The 17,149-nt window shown below is 52.6% G+C and carries 17 protein-coding genes; 6 read left to right on the forward strand and 11 right to left on the reverse strand.

Annotated elements, in window-relative coordinates:
• The first annotated feature begins 54 nt into the window (after positions 1 to 54).
• Positions 55 to 1,497, forward strand: a complete 1,443-nt coding sequence (gene pyk, locus ACLJTG_RS03960) for a pyruvate kinase (RefSeq protein WP_000091156.1) — start codon at positions 55 to 57, stop codon at positions 1,495 to 1,497.
• A gap of 72 nt (positions 1,498 to 1,569) precedes the next feature.
• Here the strand turns inward: pyk and lpxM are convergent, their stop codons facing one another.
• The 3 genes from lpxM to znuA form a co-directional block, all read right to left on the reverse strand.
• Positions 1,570 to 2,541, reverse strand: a complete 972-nt coding sequence (lpxM, locus tag ACLJTG_RS03965) for a lauroyl-Kdo(2)-lipid IV(A) myristoyltransferase (RefSeq protein ID WP_000448401.1) — start codon at positions 2,539 to 2,541, stop codon at positions 1,570 to 1,572.
• Positions 2,542 to 2,657: 116 nt separating this feature from the next.
• Entirely contained in the window at positions 2,658 to 3,977 is a 1,320-nt protein-coding gene (gene mepM / locus ACLJTG_RS03970) for a murein DD-endopeptidase MepM (protein WP_001184028.1), read from the reverse strand.
• Between the two features lie 15 nt (positions 3,978 to 3,992).
• A complete protein-coding gene (znuA, locus tag ACLJTG_RS03975) occupies positions 3,993 to 4,937 on the reverse strand; it encodes a zinc ABC transporter substrate-binding protein ZnuA (protein ID WP_000939597.1) in 945 nt (314 codons plus the stop codon).
• Between the two features lie 78 nt (positions 4,938 to 5,015).
• Here znuA and znuC point away from each other — a divergent pair, with 78 nt between their 5' ends.
• Positions 5,016 to 5,771: a zinc ABC transporter ATP-binding protein ZnuC gene (znuC, locus tag ACLJTG_RS03980; protein ID WP_000203023.1), complete on the forward strand. Its 756-nt coding sequence runs from the start codon at positions 5,016 to 5,018 to the stop codon at positions 5,769 to 5,771.
• Entirely contained in the window at positions 5,768 to 6,553 is a 786-nt protein-coding gene (gene znuB, locus ACLJTG_RS03985; RefSeq protein WP_000571508.1) for a zinc ABC transporter permease subunit ZnuB, read from the forward strand. Before znuC ends, znuB begins: the two co-directional genes overlap by 4 nt.
• A 78-nt stretch (positions 6,554 to 6,631) precedes the next feature.
• Here znuB and ruvB read toward each other — a convergent pair whose 3' ends face one another.
• The 3 genes from ruvB to ACLJTG_RS04000 form a co-directional block, all read right to left on the reverse strand.
• Positions 6,632 to 7,642 carry a Holliday junction branch migration DNA helicase RuvB gene (gene ruvB, locus ACLJTG_RS03990; RefSeq protein WP_000568508.1) on the reverse strand — a complete coding sequence of 337 codons (1,011 nt, stop codon included), beginning with the start codon at positions 7,640 to 7,642 and terminating at the stop codon, positions 6,632 to 6,634.
• Between the two features lie 8 nt (positions 7,643 to 7,650).
• Positions 7,651 to 8,262, reverse strand: coding sequence for a Holliday junction branch migration protein RuvA (gene ruvA, locus ACLJTG_RS03995; protein ID WP_000580334.1), 612 nt, complete (start codon positions 8,260 to 8,262; stop codon positions 7,651 to 7,653).
• 359 nt (positions 8,263 to 8,621) lie between these two features.
• On the reverse strand, positions 8,622 to 9,314 hold the full coding sequence (locus tag ACLJTG_RS04000; protein ID WP_000227321.1) for a hypothetical protein: 693 nt from the start codon (positions 9,312 to 9,314) through the stop codon (positions 8,622 to 8,624).
• A 208-nt stretch (positions 9,315 to 9,522) separates the two neighbouring features.
• On the opposite strand from ACLJTG_RS04000, the gene ACLJTG_RS04005 reads away from it, so the two are divergent.
• Positions 9,523 to 10,119: a YebB family permuted papain-like enzyme gene (locus tag ACLJTG_RS04005; protein WP_198898148.1), complete on the forward strand. Its 597-nt coding sequence runs from the start codon at positions 9,523 to 9,525 to the stop codon at positions 10,117 to 10,119.
• Positions 10,120 to 10,218: 99 nt separating this feature from the next.
• Here ACLJTG_RS04005 and ACLJTG_RS04010 read toward each other — a convergent pair whose 3' ends face one another.
• From ACLJTG_RS04010 to aspS, 5 genes are all read right to left on the reverse strand, one after another.
• Positions 10,219 to 11,715: a PstS family phosphate ABC transporter substrate-binding protein gene (locus ACLJTG_RS04010; protein WP_000974705.1), complete on the reverse strand. Its 1,497-nt coding sequence runs from the start codon at positions 11,713 to 11,715 to the stop codon at positions 10,219 to 10,221.
• Positions 11,716 to 11,745: 30 nt separating this feature from the next.
• On the reverse strand, positions 11,746 to 12,267 hold the full coding sequence (gene ruvC, locus ACLJTG_RS04015; RefSeq protein ID WP_000022510.1) for a crossover junction endodeoxyribonuclease RuvC: 522 nt from the start codon (positions 12,265 to 12,267) through the stop codon (positions 11,746 to 11,748).
• A 36-nt stretch (positions 12,268 to 12,303) separates the two neighbouring features.
• Positions 12,304 to 13,044, reverse strand: coding sequence for a YebC/PmpR family DNA-binding transcriptional regulator (locus ACLJTG_RS04020; protein ID WP_000907242.1), 741 nt, complete (start codon positions 13,042 to 13,044; stop codon positions 12,304 to 12,306).
• Positions 13,045 to 13,073: 29 nt separating this feature from the next.
• Complete coding sequence (gene nudB, locus ACLJTG_RS04025) at positions 13,074 to 13,526, reverse strand: dihydroneopterin triphosphate diphosphatase (protein ID WP_000653693.1); 453 nt, start codon at positions 13,524 to 13,526, stop codon at positions 13,074 to 13,076.
• 102 nt (positions 13,527 to 13,628) lie between these two features.
• The gene (gene aspS / locus ACLJTG_RS04030; RefSeq protein WP_001258633.1) at positions 13,629 to 15,401 is read right to left on the reverse strand and encodes an aspartate--tRNA ligase; all 1,773 of its coding nucleotides are present in this window, start codon (positions 15,399 to 15,401) and stop codon (positions 13,629 to 13,631) included.
• A gap of 324 nt (positions 15,402 to 15,725) precedes the next feature.
• On the opposite strand from aspS, the gene ACLJTG_RS04035 reads away from it, so the two are divergent.
• A complete protein-coding gene (locus tag ACLJTG_RS04035; protein ID WP_000916144.1) occupies positions 15,726 to 16,292 on the forward strand; it encodes a hydrolase in 567 nt (188 codons plus the stop codon).
• Positions 16,289 to 17,107 carry a DUF72 domain-containing protein gene (locus ACLJTG_RS04040; RefSeq protein ID WP_000639226.1) on the forward strand — a complete coding sequence of 273 codons (819 nt, stop codon included), beginning with the start codon at positions 16,289 to 16,291 and terminating at the stop codon, positions 17,105 to 17,107. Before ACLJTG_RS04035 ends, ACLJTG_RS04040 begins: the two co-directional genes overlap by 4 nt.
• Positions 17,108 to 17,149 lie beyond the last annotated feature (42 nt).

A 17,149-nucleotide genomic window follows, 5' to 3' on the forward strand; every position in this document is an offset into this window, starting at 1 on the left:
CGACCGGATCAATGTTCACGCAACACCAAGTTGTTTTAGTCAACGGAGTATTACATGTCCAGAAGGCTTCGCAGAACCAAAATCGTTACCACGTTAGGCCCGGCAACTGACCGCGATAACAACCTTGAGAAGGTTATCGCCGCGGGCGCAAACGTAGTACGTATGAACTTCTCTCACGGCTCGCCGGAAGATCATAAAATGCGTGCTGATAAAGTCCGTGAGATTGCCGCCAAATTGGGGCGTCATGTGGCTATTTTAGGCGACCTGCAAGGGCCAAAAATTCGCGTTTCCACTTTTAAAGAAGGCAAAGTGTTCCTCAATATCGGGGATAAATTTCTGTTAGACGCTAACCTGGGTAAAGGCGAAGGCGATAAAGAAAAAGTCGGCATTGATTACAAAGGGTTGCCGGCAGACGTCGTTCCTGGCGATATTCTGCTGCTTGACGATGGTCGAGTGCAGTTGAAAGTGCTTGAAGTCCAGGGCATGAAAGTCTTTACCGAGGTCACCGTCGGCGGCCCGCTGTCTAACAATAAAGGCATTAACAAGCTCGGCGGCGGACTTTCTGCTGAAGCGCTGACCGAAAAAGATAAAGCCGATATTCAAACCGCTGCGCTGATAGGCGTTGACTATCTGGCCGTATCCTTCCCGCGCTGCGGCGAAGATCTGAACTATGCACGCCGCCTGGCGCGCGACGCCGGCTGCGACGCGAAAATTGTGGCTAAGGTCGAACGCGCCGAAGCGGTATGCGATCAAAACGCCATGGACGATATCATTCTGGCCTCTGACGTTGTGATGGTCGCACGTGGCGACCTGGGCGTTGAAATCGGCGATCCGGAGCTGGTTGGTATCCAGAAGGCGCTGATTCGCCGTGCGCGTCAGCTAAACCGCGCAGTCATCACCGCAACGCAGATGATGGAGTCGATGATCACCAACCCGATGCCGACCCGTGCGGAAGTGATGGACGTGGCGAACGCCGTCCTGGATGGCACGGATGCGGTTATGCTGTCTGCCGAAACCGCAGCCGGTCAGTATCCTTCTGAAACCGTTGCCGCAATGGCGCGCGTCTGCCTGGGCGCAGAAAAAATCCCCAGCATCAATGTGTCTAAACACCGTCTCGACGTGCAGTTCGACAACGTTGAAGAAGCCATTGCCATGTCTGCGATGTATGCGGCAAACCATCTGAAAGGTGTTACCGCGATCATCACCATGACGGAATCCGGTCGTACCGCGCTAATGACTTCCCGTATCAGCTCCGGCCTGCCGATTTTCGCCATGTCGCGCCATGAACGCACGCTGAACCTGACCGCGCTCTACCGCGGAGTAACGCCAGTGCATTTTGATAGCGCGGCTGATGGCGTTGTCGCGGCGCATGAAGCTGTTAATCTGCTGCGCGATAAAGGGTATCTGGTTTCCGGCGACCTGGTTATCGTGACTCAGGGCGATGTCATGAGCACCGTCGGTTCAACCAATACCACGCGTATTTTGACCGTTGAGTAAAACTCCTCCACGCCTGTTCATCAGGTAGTACAGGGTTTGTCAGCATAAAGCCTCTCTTACGAGAGGCTTTATTTATTTGATAGGATAAAGATCTTTACGCTTATACGGCTGAATCTCGCCTGGCTTGCGGGTTTTGAGCAGCTTCAGGATCCAGGTGTACTGTTCCGGATGCGGGCCGACAAAAATTTCGACCTCTTCGTTCATCCGTCTGGCGATAGTGTGGTCGTCAGCCGTGAGCAGATCGTCCATTGGCGGGCGAATCTGGATAGTCAGGCGATGCGTTTTACCATTATACACCGGGAAAAGCGGTATCACGCGTGCGCGGCACACTTTCATCAGCCGACCAATCGCAGGCAGCGTTGCTTTGTATGTCGCAAAGAAATCAACGAATTCACTATGCTCCGGGCCGTGATCCTGGTCCGGCAGGTAGTAACCCCAGTAGCCCTGACGAACAGACTGAATAAAGGGTTTAATCCCGTCATTGCGCGCATGCAAACGTCCGCCAAAACGCCGACGCACGGTGTTCCAGATATAGTCAAAAACCGGATTACCCTGATTATGAAACATCGCCGCCATTTTTTGCCCCTGAGAGGCCATCAGCATGGCTGGAATGTCGACGCCCCAGCCATGCGGTACGAGAAAAATGACTTTTTCGTCGTTACGACGCATCTCCTCGATAATCTCCAGACCTTCCCAGTCAACACGCTGTTGAATTTTTTTCGGACCGCGCATCGCCAACTCAGCCATCATCGCCATTGCCTGCGGCGCGGTGGCGAACATCTCATCGACAATCGCTTCGCGTTCAGCTTCGCTACGCTGCGGAAAGCACAATGACAGATTAATTAGCGCCCGGCGACGAGAACTCTTCCCCAGCCGTCCGGCAAAACGCCCCAGCGTCGCCAGCAAAGGGTCGCGGAATGATGCCGGTGTTAATGCGATCCCCGCCATTGCCGCCGCGCCCAACCAGGCGCCCCAATACTGCGGATAGCGAAAGGATTTTTCGAATTCAGGGATATACTCACTATTATTTTTTTTGGTTTCCATGCTTTTCCAGGGTCTGCTGACGCGAAAAGGAATTGTGAATAGTGTAGCGACGTCTGCGTCTCACACAAAACAAAAAAGCCGGCACACATCGCGTACCGGCTCTGTCAGCGCATTTGTTAATCGAAGCGCAGTTGCGGCAGAACCTCTTTCACCTGTGCCAGGTATTCACGACGATCTGACCCCGTCAGACCTTCCGTGCGCGGCAATTTTGCTGTCAGAGGGTTAACGGCTTGCTGGTTGATCCATACCTCATAATGCAGATGCGGCCCTGTGGAACGCCCGGTGTTACCAGAAAGCGCAATACGATCGCCACGTTTCACTTTTTGCCCCGGTTTCACCAGCAGCTTACGCAAGTGCATGTAACGTGTGGTGTAGGTGCGTCCATGACGAATCGCAATGTAGTAACCGGCAGCGCCGCTACGTTTAGCGACCACGACCTCGCCATCCCCCACCGACAGCACCGGCGTACCCTGCGGCATCGCAAAGTCAACGCCACGATGCGGCGCAACGCGTCCGGTAACCGGGTTCAGACGACGCGGATTGAAGTTGGAGGAGATGCGGAACTGTTTGGCGGTCGGGAAGCGTAAAAAGCCTTTCGCCAGGCCAACACCGTTACGGTCATAGAATTTACCGTCAGCGGCGCGAATGGCGTAGTAATCTTTACCATCGGAACGCATCCGCACGCCCAACAACTGACTCTGTTCACGCTTGCCATCCAGCATCTCGCGCGACATCAGAACCGAAAATTCATCGCCCTTTTTCAGCTTGCGAAAATCCATCTGCCACTGCATGGCTTTTATCACTGCGCTGATTTCGCTGCTGGTTAAACCGGCCTCTTTCGCGCTGGCGACAAAGCTACCCCCTACCGTACCTTTCAGCAGACTGTTGACCCAGTCCCCCTGCTGCATTTCACTGCTCATTTTAAAACCGTTGGCAGTGCGATCGTAGGTACGCGTTTCACGGCGGGAGACTTCCCATGTCAGACGCTGTAAATCGCCATCGGCGGTCAGTGTCCAGGAAAGCTGTTGGCCAATTTTCAGATTGCGCAGCTCCTTATCAGAAGCGGCAAGTCGGCTAATATCGCTCATATCGATGCCGTACTGATTCAGAATGCTGCTTAACGTATCGCCTGTGGAGACGACGTATTCATGGACGCCGACTTCGCCTGCGGTTTTATCGTCCAGCTCATCCTGAGGAATAGCTTCATCTTCCTGCGCGGCCTGATCGATGGGTTCGCTGGCCTCCGGTAAGAGGGAACGAATCTCGCTTTTCTCCAGTTCAATAGTTTTAACGATTGGTGCGGATTCTGGGTGGTAAACATAGGGCCGCCATACGGCGACGGCCAGTGTCAGAACGGTAAGTGACCCCAGCATAACGCGGTGGGGTCGGGGCAGATTATTAAATGCCAGGGCGACAGAGCGGGCTATCTGTTGCACGTATTCACTTCCTCGTTAATCTCCTTTCAGGCAGCTCGCATACTGGTTGGCTAATTGGCTTAAAAACGCTGAATAGCTTGTTTTACCCAGTTTAATGTTCGTCCCGAGGGGGTCCAGTGTTCCCATTCGAACGGATGTCCCTCTCGCCACGGCTTCCACGACCGCTGGCCTGAATTGTGGCTCAGCAAAAACGCAGGTTGCTTTTTGCTCAACCAACTGTGTTCTTATTTCATGTAAACGCTGCGCGCCAGGTTGTATCTCAGGGTTCACGGTAAAGTGACCGAGCGGGGTGAGTCCGTAGTGTTTTTCGTAGTAACCGTAGGCGTCATGAAAAACGAAATACCCTTTCCCCTTGAGCGGCGCGAGCTCGTTACCGACCTGTTTATCGGTTGCGGCTAATTGTGCCTCAAAATCCTTCAGGTTGGCGTCGAGTTTGGCTCGACTTTGCGGCATAAGTTCCACTAATTTTTCATGGATTGCAACCGCTGTAGCCCGCGCTATCTCTGGGGAGAGCCAAAGATGCATGTTATATTCGCCGTGATGGTGATGTACGTCACCTTTTTCCTCATCGGCGCCCGTATGCGCATGTTCATCCTCATCATCATCCGCGCCCTTCATGAGTAACGGTTTTACATCGGCAAGTTGCGCAATGGTAACCTGCTTATTATCAGGAATATTCCTGACCGACTTCTCCATAAAGGCTTCCATTTCCGGGCCAACCCAGACGACTAAGTCCGCGCCCTGTAAGCGTTTTACGTCTGATGGACGCAATGAATAATCATGCTCGGAAGCCCCATCCGGAAGTAATACTTGTGTATCCGTAACGCCATCAGCAATGGCGGAAGCGATAAACCCAAGCGGTTTAAGCGAAGCGACAACGGCGGCGTCGGCAGCCTGGGTTGCACTCCCCCAAAGCGCGGCGGATAATGCTGCGAAAAGAAGCGTATTTTTCTGTAACATAATGCGACTAATCATCGTAATGAATATGTGAAATGTGATATTATAACATTCTATCACTTCTGCAAGCCTAAAATTAACATGACAAGTTTAGTTTCACTGGAAAACGTCTCGGTCTCATTTGGTCAACGCCGCGTCCTCTCTGACGTGTCGCTTGAATTGAGCCCCGGAAAAATTTTAACGCTTCTCGGCCCTAACGGCGCGGGGAAGTCAACGCTTGTACGCGTGGTTTTAGGACTGGTAGCCCCTGATGAAGGGGTGATCAAGCGCAACGGGCAACTCCGTATCGGCTATGTCCCACAAAAGCTCTATCTCGATACCACGCTTCCGCTGACGGTAAACCGATTTTTACGTTTACGTCCCGGCACGCAAAAAACGGATATTCTCCCGGCGCTTAAACGCGTTCAGGCCGGACATTTGATTGACGCGCCCATGCAAAAACTCTCCGGCGGTGAGACACAGCGCGTACTGCTGGCGCGTGCTCTGCTTAACAGGCCGCAGTTGCTGGTACTTGATGAGCCGACGCAAGGCGTGGATGTCAACGGCCAGGTCGCGTTATACGACCTTATCGATCAGCTGCGCCGTGAACTCGATTGCGCTGTGCTGATGGTGTCGCATGACCTACATCTGGTCATGGCAAAGACGGATGAAGTGTTATGCCTGAACCATCATATTTGCTGTTCCGGCGCGCCGGAAGTGGTGTCTATGCATCCGGAATTTATCTCTATGTTTGGCCCGCGAGGCGCGGAGCAATTAGGGATTTATCGCCATCATCATAATCATCGCCACGATTTACAGGGTCGTATTGTACTGCGCCGGGGAAATGGTCACTCATGATTGAATTATTACTGCCCGGCTGGCTGGCCGGGATGATGCTGGCCTGCGCCGCTGGTCCTTTGGGCTCATTTGTGGTCTGGCGTCGGATGTCCTATTTTGGCGATACGCTGGCTCACGCGTCGCTTCTGGGCGTGGCGTTTGGCCTGTTGCTGGACGTTAACCCCTTTTATGCGGTAATCGCCGTTACGCTGCTGCTGGCCGCCGGTCTGGTATGGCTGGAGAAGCGCCCTCACCTCGCGATTGATACCTTACTGGGCATTATGGCGCACAGCGCTTTATCTTTAGGACTGGTCGTGGTCAGCCTGATGTCCAACGTCCGCGTTGATTTAATGGCTTATCTGTTTGGCGATTTGCTGGCCGTCACGCCGGAAGATCTTATCTCGATCGCTATTGGGGTCGTTATTGTGCTGGCCATTCTCTTCTGGCAGTGGCGCAACTTGCTGTCAATGACTATCAGTCCGGATCTTGCCTTTGTCGATGGCGTGAAGTTACAGCGCGTGAAGCTACTATTGATGCTGGTAACAGCGTTAACCATTGGTGTGGCGATGAAGTTTGTCGGAGCGCTGATCATTACGTCGCTGCTGATTATCCCCGCCGCAACCGCGCGTCGCTTTGCCCGTACGCCGGAGCAGATGGCGGGCGTCGCCGTTGGTGTAGGTATGATAGCGGTTACAGGTGGACTGACCTTCTCAGCCTTTTATGATACCCCGGCAGGGCCATCCGTAGTGCTATGTGCCGCGCTGCTGTTTATCTTCAGTATGATGAAAAAGCAGGCAAGCTAAGCGTGTGTTGCCCGGTGACGCTGCGCTTACCGGGCCTACAAAATCGCCCTGGTCTGATGAGCGCAGCGACTTCAGGCGTTAAGGCATCTCTGGCGGCGTAATACCAAAGTGGTTCCAGGCGCGCACCGTTGCCATACGCCCACGCGGCGTGCGCTGCAAAAAGCCTTGCTGAATCAGATACGGCTCCAGCACGTCCTCAATGGTTTCACGCTCTTCGCCAATCGCCGCCGCCAGGTTATCCAGTCCCACCGGACCACCGAAGAATTTATCAATAACCGCCAGCAGTAGCTTGCGATCCATATAATCAAATCCTTCCGCATCGACGTTCAGCATATCCAGCGCCTGCGCGGCAATTTCCGCTGAAATAGCCCCGTCATGCTTCACCTCAGCAAAATCACGCACACGTCTGAGCAGACGGTTGGCTATACGCGGCGTACCGCGCGCCCGACGCGCCACTTCCAGCGCGCCGTCATCGCTCATCTCAAGCCCCATGTGCCTTGCGCTGCGCCCGACGATGTGCTGCAGATCGGGCACCTGGTAGAACTCCAGGCGCTGCACAATACCAAAACGGTCACGTAGCGGGGACGTTAACGACCCGGCGCGCGTCGTCGCGCCAATGAGCGTAAACGGCGGCAGATCGATCTTAATTGAACGTGCGGCAGGCCCTTCGCCAATCATAATATCCAACTGGTAATCTTCCATCGCCGGATAGAGTACCTCTTCCACCACCGGTGAAAGCCGGTGAATCTCATCAATAAACAGCACATCATGCGGTTCAAGATTGGTGAGCATAGCCGCCAGATCGCCTGCTTTTTCCAGCACCGGGCCGGACGTGGTTCGGAGATTGACGCCCATTTCATTGGCAACGATATTCGCCAGAGTCGTTTTACCTAACCCTGGCGGGCCGAAAATCAGCAAGTGATCTAGTGCGTCGCCACGCCGTTTTGCCGCCTGAATAAAGATCTCCATCTGGGAGCGCACCTGCGGTTGGCCGACATATTCCGCCAATAACTTCGGGCGAATGGCGCGATCGGCGACGTCTTCTGCGATCGTGGCGCCTGCTGAAATCAGGCGATCTGCTTCTATCATCCTTTACCTCATAACGCGGCGCGTAACGCGTCGCGAATCAGTGTTTCACTGCTTGCATCCGGACGGGCGATCTTGTTTACCATCCGACTGGCTTCTTGCGGTTTATAACCCAGCGCCACCAGCGCAGCAACTGCTTCTTGTTCTGCATCTTCCGAGGTTGGGCTGGCCGGCGATGTCAATACCAGATCGACCGCTGGCGTAAAGAGATCGCCATGTAGCCCTTTAAAGCGGTCTTTCATTTCGACAATCAGCCTTTCGGCGGTTTTCTTGCCGATACCCGGCAGCTTCACCAGTGCGCCAAGCTCTTCGCGCTCAACCGCATTGACGAACTGTTGCGCCGACATGCCGGAGAGAATCGCCAGCGCCAGCTTAGGCCCGACGCCATTCGTTTTAATTAGCTCTTTAAACAGCGTGCGCTCTTGCTTATTGTTGAATCCGTACAGCAACTGCGCATCTTCACGCACCACAAAGTGGGTGAAGACGATTGCCTCCTGCCCGGCCTCCGGCAGCTCGTAAAAGCAGGTCATAGGCATATGTACTTCATAGCCTACGCCCCCTGTCTCCAGCAGCACGATCGGGGGTTGTTTTTCGAGAATAATGCCTCTGAGTCTGCCTATCACATGACGCTCCTGCGTAAAGGGCTGAAAAGATAATGCACTATCATAAAAAAAGACTGGATGTTTATCCAGATGAAAAACACGTATCCCGATATTTCTCTACTCCGACAACCCGCGATGGTTAACGACGGGTACGCTCCCCGCTGCGTACAAAATAAGTCGTACACTCATTGACAACTTTTTGCGTCCTACGCGAACAACTTTTTGCCAACATGCCGTGGCGCACGTTCGGTAGTCTTCAATAATGAGTATCCTGATAACACTAATAATGTATCCAGTACGAATGCCAACAGCGGAACATCGGGCCTCCAAAAAAACAGACCCGAGAATAGATTTAATAATATTAACCACTAGCGCTGAATTTAATCGCATGTTGTTTTATCGTCGCGCGCAACAGATTTTAATTCGCCATGACACAATAAATATTGTACAAACTCATTTTTCATGCCATCGAAATTCACGGCTGGCATCCCTTCTGAATAACTATAATAAATATTCACATACTCTTCGCTACTAAAAAGTGCCTGTCGTTTTGCTGCTAACCCACGGCCTTTTGCTGCAATATACTGGAAGCAGTGGCCGCTGGAGCCACAGCTCCGCCCATCATCAACAATATATATATCGGCAGCGTTAAACAGCTGTTCCAGCCAGCACTGGCGAATCGTTCCGGCCGCACAAACCAAAAATAATGATGCGCTAATCATCCACCCGGATTTTTTTACCGATGTCATAGCCAGGAAAGCCATAAAGCACGCTGCCTGCAGGCACAAAACCAGTTCTTTATTCCCGGCAACCAAATGCCACTGGTTAAATACTAAGGTAATGAAAACTGAACTCAATGTTGCCAACAGTCTGGTCCTGAACCGCCTGGCAGGGAGAAGCAAAAATAATAATGAAATCGTCCCTGGCTTTAATAAAAAAACAACAGTATTAGCCTCTGCCATATCAATACTCAAACAATAACAAAAACTAATAAACAGATGAAAGATAATAGCAACAAAAATATAAGAAAAATAAAATACCCAACCTATTCTCATTGGTTTATCATCAACCACGTCATACTCCCTGTCAATATGAGAGATCAGATGATGAGAAATTTACCACCTTAATCCCCCCCAAATATATTTGCGACATTAATTCCAATAAATGAAATATTCACCATACATATTTCGATGACACTAAGGCTTGTCATTTATCTGGTATAATGCTAACTACCCTGTAGAATAAATAAAAGGAATTTATTTCAAATAATGGAATGCAGAGATGAAAAAACATTATTCTGTCCAATATGAAACCGGGGATATCGTCTTTACCTGTATAGGTGCCGCGCTTTTCGGCCAGATATCCACCGCTTCACAGTGCTGGAGCAACCATGTTGGGATTATTATTGGTCATAATGGTGATGACTATCTGGTGGCGGAAAGTCGCGTCCCCCTCTCAACCGTCACCACGCTGTCACTGTTTATACAACGTTCAGCCGGACAACGTTACGCGGTTCGTCGCCTGTGCGGCGGCCTGACGGTCGAACAGAAACTCGCCATCATGGAACAGGTTCCCGCCCGGCTGAATAAGTTTTATCACACGGGGTTTAAATATGAGTCATCGCGCCAGTTCTGCTCGAAATTTGTGTTTGATATCAATAAAGAAGCATTGTGTATTCCGGTAGGCGATATTGAGACATTCGAAGAATTACTTCACAGCAATCCTGATGCAAAACTCACCTTCTGGAAGTTCTGGTTTTTAGGTTCAATCCCGTGGGATCGTAAGACGGTGACGCCAGCCAGCCTGTGGCATCATCCCAACCTGGATGTAATCTATCAGAGTCACTCTCAGGGGCATCTTCCCGGAGAAGCGGCATAACGCCCTGATATTTCCACTCGCGAGTATATCCTGACAGGCCGATACGAGGCCTGTCAAATGACTGACAGATATATTGTCTCTCCCGCCTCCCAACGTGCATTAGCGCGCCAGAGGAACGTATCCAACGTCAGCAATCAACCTTTGCCCTTGCTCGCTCAAAAACCAATCGATAAATTTTTGCGATTGCCGCGAGGGTTTTCCAGCGGAAACCATATATACATCAATAGTGTAAGGATATTTTCCATTGCGAATATTTTCGATGGTTGGCTCGATGCCATTCACCGCCAGCAAGCGCAAATCAGGGCTATGGTGAAGCTGCGTAGCATAATAGCGGAAGGTATACCCCAGAGCATTGGCGCTGTTCTGGTAATTTGCCACATTACGCAGCAATCCGATCATATCGTGAACGGATTCTGTTTCCAGCGGCTTGCGAAGTTTATCCTCGCCCATCACCGCAGCCAGCATAATCGTCTGGCTACCCGATCCCTTTGGCCGCTGATAGGGGTAAATACGCGCATCGTTGCCGCCGACTTCCAGCCAGTTGTTCACACGCCCGGAATAGATATCGCGAATCTGTTTTTCACTCAGTTGAGTCAGCGGATTATCCTTATGCGTGACAAAAACAAAAGCCTCGCGGGCAATGGGATAGAAGTGTAAATCAACGCCCTGCGCCCTCGCGCTGGCTTTTTGCTCGGCGGAAGGCTCAGCGACAAAAATGATATCCGCTTCACCATGAATTAACTTCTCCCAGGCACCAGGTGTCCGATCGCAGCGAACATATTTCCACACGCTGTCTACATCCAGATTGTGATACAGCGCCTGCGCTGCCGAGGCGTACACCGGATAAACTGCCGTTGCGCCATTCAGTCGCGGCCAGTCGTTTTCCAGCAATAGCCCAGGTGATGCGTTCAGCGCCGTCAGTTTATTATCGGGGGTAAACGGGTCATATGCGCCAGGCTCAAAAGATTCCGTTATTTCCCTGGCCGGATCGTTAACCACTCGTCGCTCGCGACGATCATAACTTTGCCAGGCCAATAATCCGCTAATGGCAATTGTCATTGCGGCAATGAGCAGAACAATACTTCGCCATCCGGTGACGTTTTCCAACTTATTATTCTGCCGGACGGTGATAAAACGCATGATGGTATACGACAGGAAGCCGACAAATGGAATCACCGGGGCAATGATCACCCTTGACGATGATATCTCATAAAATTCCGTCATTAAAGCCGATTTGATCAAGGCAGAATAGAGTCCGAACCACTGTATCCCGTGATAAAACACGCGACTTTCGAAGTCGCCGTCAGCGACGATAATCATTATCAGCCAAACGGTAAGAGAATAGAAAATCAGTAATAAGGCAGGTAAAAAACCAGGAATAAAACGCTCTCGTTCATCGATAAAGCGACCGCGAATACCACCAGTCGCACAACCCACAAGAATGGTGGCCATCAGCGTGGCGATAAGCCCATAGATATCGCCAGCAATATTAAAAATAATGTTAAAGATACTGAGTATTATTGCTAATATCGGCAACACCACGACCAGCAGCACGATTTCTGCCAGCCAAAATTTTATCGACTTTATTATCGCCATAGTACGGGTCTCCCTGACCCTGCATTTACATCAGCGCATTCTCCCACGCGCTAAATTCAGCCGCGATTCGCTCATTTGCATCGCGTTCTGGCTAACATGGCAATGCGTAATGGCGATAGCCAGCGCATCCGCGGCATCGGCCTGCGGGTTAGCGGGGAGCTTTAGCAACGTACGAACCATATGCTGTACCTGGCTTTTCTCCGCGCTACCAATACCGACGACGGTTTGCTTCACCTGACGTGCCGCGTATTCAAACACGGGCAGTTCCTGATTGACCGCGGCGACAATCGCGACGCCGCGCGCCTGTCCCAGCTTGAGGGCTGAATCGGCGTTCTTCGCCATAAACACCTGTTCGATAGCAAAATAGTCCGGCTGGAACTGCGTGATGATTTCCGTCACGCCTGCGTATATGAGCTTCAAACGAGACGGCAAATCATCGACTTTGGTGCGAATACATCCGCTGCCCAGATAGGTCAGTTGTCTGCCTACCTGGCGGATAACGCCATAACCGGTAATGCGCGAGCCGGGGTCAATACCGAGAATAATCGACACGCTATACCCCCTGCCCGCCGGCGTTTAACAGCACCATTACAGGGTCGCCGCCACCTCATCAGAGATCTCACCGTTATGGTAGACTTCCTGAACATCGTCACAGTCTTCCAGCATATCGATCAGACGTAGCAGTTTCGGCGCGGTTTCCGCATCCATATCCGCTTTGGTTGACGGGATCATGGACACTTCGGCGCTGTCCGCTTTCAGACCCGCCGCTTCCAGCGCGTCACGCACTTTGCCCATCTCTTCCCAGGCAGTGTAAACATCAATCGCGCCATCATCATAGGTCACAACATCTTCCGCGCCAGCTTCCAGAGCGGCTTCCATGATGGTGTCTTCATCGCCTTTCTCAAAGGAGATGACCCCTTTCTTACTGAACAGGTACGCCACTGAGCCATCGGTACCCAGATTACCGCCGCACTTGCTGAAAGCATGACGCACTTCCGCTACGGTACGGTTACGGTTGTCACTCAGACACTCAATCATAATGGCCGTGCCGCCAGGACCATAACCTTCATAGATGATGGTTTCCATGTTTGAGTCTTCATCACCACCCACACCGCGAGCGATGGCACGGTTCAGAGTGTCGCGGGTCATGTTGTTGGCCAGCGCTTTATCTACAGCCGCGCGCAGACGCGGGTTGGCATCCGGATCGCCGCCGCCCAATTTAGCTGCCGTTACCAGTTCACGAATAATTTTAGTGAAGATTTTACCGCGCTTGGCATCCTGCGCAGCTTTACGATGTCTGGTGTTGGCCCATTTACTATGACCTGCCATAAATATTTCCTCAAAAAAAGCGCGCCTTTTCAGGCGACGTTAATGACAAACTCTTCAATCGCTTGCCGGTTACTCCAGGACTTGGTAAGCGCCGCCGCGTCAGGCGCATCAAGCCACTGGTACGTCAGATGTTCAGTGAATATCACCTGCCGCTCATGCGGTAACGCAAGGCAGAACCAGAATTCTGTATTGTGCATAACGCCCGGCGCATAGCGATGACGTAAATGTGAAAAAATTTCAAACTCCACCGTACGTTGGCAGTCGATTAAGGTCAGTTGCTCTGCCGCAACATCAATCGTGACCTCCTCTTTGACTTCACGCACGGCGGCCTGCAACGCGGTCTCCCCTTCTTCTATGCTGCCAGTCACTGACTGCCAAAAATCCGGGTCGTCGCGTCGCTGCAACATTAGCACCCGTTTCGTATCCTGCGCGAAAATAACCACCAGGACCGAAACGGGGCGCTTGTACACTTTATCCTTCACGCGACCTCGTTGTTGGCTGTTGAGTGACGCCGTGCATTGATGAGACTCGCCCTTGCGGGCCGCCGCGATATCACGCGAATGATGTCGTGTACATTGTTCATATCAGTTATTCTCGGCTTTCTTCACAACCTGAATCCCCAACTCCGTCAACGCTGCCTGGTTGGCGAAACTCGGCGCTTCGGTCATCAGACACGCGGCGGCGGTCGTTTTCGGGAAGGCGATAACATCACGAATATTGTCGGTGCCGGTCAACAGCATGGTCAGACGGTCCAGACCAAACGCCAGGCCCGCATGCGGCGGCGTACCGTATTTCAACGCATCCAACAGGAAGCCGAACTTCTCGCGCTGCTCCTGCTCATTGATACCGAGAATACCAAATACGGTTTGCTGCATTTCACCGTTGTGAATACGCACCGAACCGCCGCCCACTTCATAGCCGTTAATCACCATATCGTAAGCGTTAGCGACGGCTTCTTCCGGCGCAGTTTTCAGTTCAGACGCCGTCATGTCACGCGGGGCGGTGAACGGATGGTGCATCGCGGTCAGACCGCCTTCGCCGTCGTCTTCGAACATCGGGAAGTCAATCACCCACAGCGGCGCCCATTTGTCTTCGTCGGTCAGGCTCAGGTCTTTGCCCAGTTTCAGACGCAGCGCGCCCAGCGCATCGGCAACCACTTTTTTGTTATCTGCACCGAAGAAAATCATATCGCCGTCCTGGGCGCCGGTACGTTCAAGGATAGCCTCGACAATGTCGGCGGTCAGGAACTTGGCCACCGGACTGTTAATCCCATCCAGACCTTTCGCGCGCTCGTTAACTTTGATATATGCCAGGCCTTTCGCGCCGTAGATCTTAACAAAGTTACCGTAATCGTCGATCTGCTTACGGCTAAGCTGTGCGCCGCCCGGCACACGCAGCGCTGCCACGCGGCCTTTCGGATCGTTAGCCGGGCCCGCGAAGACCGCGAACTCTACCGATTTCAGCAGGTCAGCAACATCCACCAGTTCCATCGGGTTACGCAGGTCTGGTTTGTCGGAACCGTAACGACGTTCCGCTTCGGCAAACGTCATGACCGGGAAATCCCCCAGATCCACGCCTTTCACTTCCAGCCATAAATGGCGCACCAGCGCTTCCATCACTTCGCGCACCTGTGGCGCGGTCATGAAGGAGGTCTCGACGTCGATCTGAGTAAACTCCGGCTGACGGTCAGCACGTAAGTCTTCATCACGGAAGCATTTGACTATCTGATAGTAACGGTCGAAACCGGACATCATCAGGAGCTGTTTGAACAGCTGCGGCGACTGCGGCAGCGCGTAGAATTTACCTTTGTGCACGCGCGAAGGCACCAGATAGTCGCGCGCGCCTTCCGGCGTGGCTTTGGTCAGCATCGGCGTTTCAATATCAAGGAAACCGTGATCGTCCATAAAACGACGCACCAGGCTGGTAATTTTGGCGCGAGTTTTCAGGCGCTGCGCCATTTCCGGGCGACGCAAATCCAGATAGCGGTACTTGAGACGCGCCTCTTCGGTATTAACGTGGTTAGCGTCAAGCGGCAGTGAGTCTGCGCGGTTGATGATAGTGAGAGAGGACGCCAGCACTTCAATTTCGCCGGTCGCCATATCCGCATTGACGTTTTTCGCGTCACGCGCACGCACGGTGCCCGTAACCTGAATGCAGAACTCATTACGCAGTTCAGAGGCCAGCTTTAACGCGTCCGCACGATCCGGATCGAAGAACACCTGCACAATACCTTCGCGGTCGCGCATATCGATAAAGATCAGGCTGCCAAGATCACGACGACGGTTGACCCAACCACACAGAGTCACCTGCTGCCCCACGTGGGACAGACGTAGCTGTCCGCAATATTCTGTACGCATGAGATATCCCTTAACTTAGCCGCAGGCGGATTGTTGCCTGCCATGCAGGCGACGAAGTCGCAGCTTTAGCTGTATGTCACAACTGGATGAAAAAAGGCGGCTATTATACTGGAAATTCTGCCGCACGATAAGAGTCAATCCAGCATGGGAGCGATAACTTGCCCGTTTCATGCGGTATCGACACTTGGTTCATACTGACTGTACCCGGGTTTTTCACGCGGGTATTGCGTATGCTCACAAAAATTAACAATATTTGTCACCGCTTTCCTCTTTAATCGCGCTTAAGGTGTAGTGAAATACGCTATTTTTAGGAGAGTGATTATCATGCTGAAACTCAACGCGACCACAACCGCCCTAGTGGTTATTGATTTACAGGAAGGAATTCTTCCGTTTGCCGGCGGCCCGTATACGGCAAATGAGGTGGTCGCCCGCGCCGCGCGGCTGGCGGAAAAGTGTCGTGCCAACGGCTCGCCCGTGGTTATGGTACGCGTCGGATGGTCTGATGATTATGCCGAAGCGTTAAAACAACCCGTGGATGCCGCAACGCCTGCGCACGCGTTGCCGGAAAACTGGTGGACCTGGCCTACGGCATTGGGTAAAAAGGACAGCGATCTGGAAGTGACTAAACGCCAGTGGGGCGCGTTTTACGGCACCGATCTGGAATTACAGCTTCGCCGCCGGGGTATCGACACCATCATATTGTGCGGGATCTCAACCAATATCGGCGTCGAATCCACAGCGCGTAACGCCTGGGAGTTGGGATTTAACCTTATTATTGCCGAAGATGCCTGTAGCGCCGCCAGCAGTGAGCAGCATCAGAGCAGTATGACGCATATTTTCCCGCGCATTGGCCGGGTACGCAGCGTAGAGGATATTTTAAACGCCTTATGATCTACATTGGCTTGCCGCAATGGTCGCACCCGAAATGGGCGCGGCTCGGCATCACCAGTCTGGAAGAGTATGCCCGCCACTTTAACTGCGTGGAGGGCAACACCACGCTTTACGCGCTGCCGAAAGCGGAAATTGTCGATCGCTGGTATGCGCAAACTACGGACGATTTCCGTTTTTGCTTTAAATTTCCCGCGACCATTTCTCACCAGGCCGCGCTGCGCCATTGCGACGATCTGGTACAGGCGTTTTTTACCCGCCTGGCGCCGCTGGAAACGCGTATTGGCCAATACTGGCTGCAGTTGCCCGCCGCCTTTGGACCGCGCGATCTCCCCGCCTTATGGCAGTTTCTTGATGCGCTCCCCGCCACGTTTACCTATGGCGTAGAAGTTCGTCATCCGTGTTTTTTTGACAAAGGTGAGGATGAACAGCGGCTCAATCGCGGGTTACACGCGCGCGGCGTAAACCGCGTGATCCTGGATAGTCGTCCGGTACATGCCGCCCATCCCCACAGCGAGGCCGTCCGCGACGCGCAGCGAAAAAAACCCAAAGTTCCGGTACATGCTGTCGTGACGGCTAGCCATCCGATGGTGCGTTTTATCGGTAGCGATAATATGGCGCAAAACCGTGAGTTTTTCGCCGCCTGGTTGCAGAAACTCCCGCAGTGGCGGCAGACCACCACGCCTTTTCTGTTTTTACATACTCCGGATATCGCGCAGGCGCCGGAACTGGTGAATACACTTTGGCATGATTTACGCAGCGTCTTACCGGAAATCGGCACTGCTCCGTCCATTCCACAGCAATCTTCTCTTTTCTGAAAATGCCCCCTATCATAGACAGTGCCATCAGCCATTTTAAAA

It is taken from the genome of Salmonella sp. SAL00672 (assembly GCF_046552175.1).
Classification (GTDB): domain Bacteria; phylum Pseudomonadota; class Gammaproteobacteria; order Enterobacterales; family Enterobacteriaceae; genus Salmonella; species Salmonella enterica.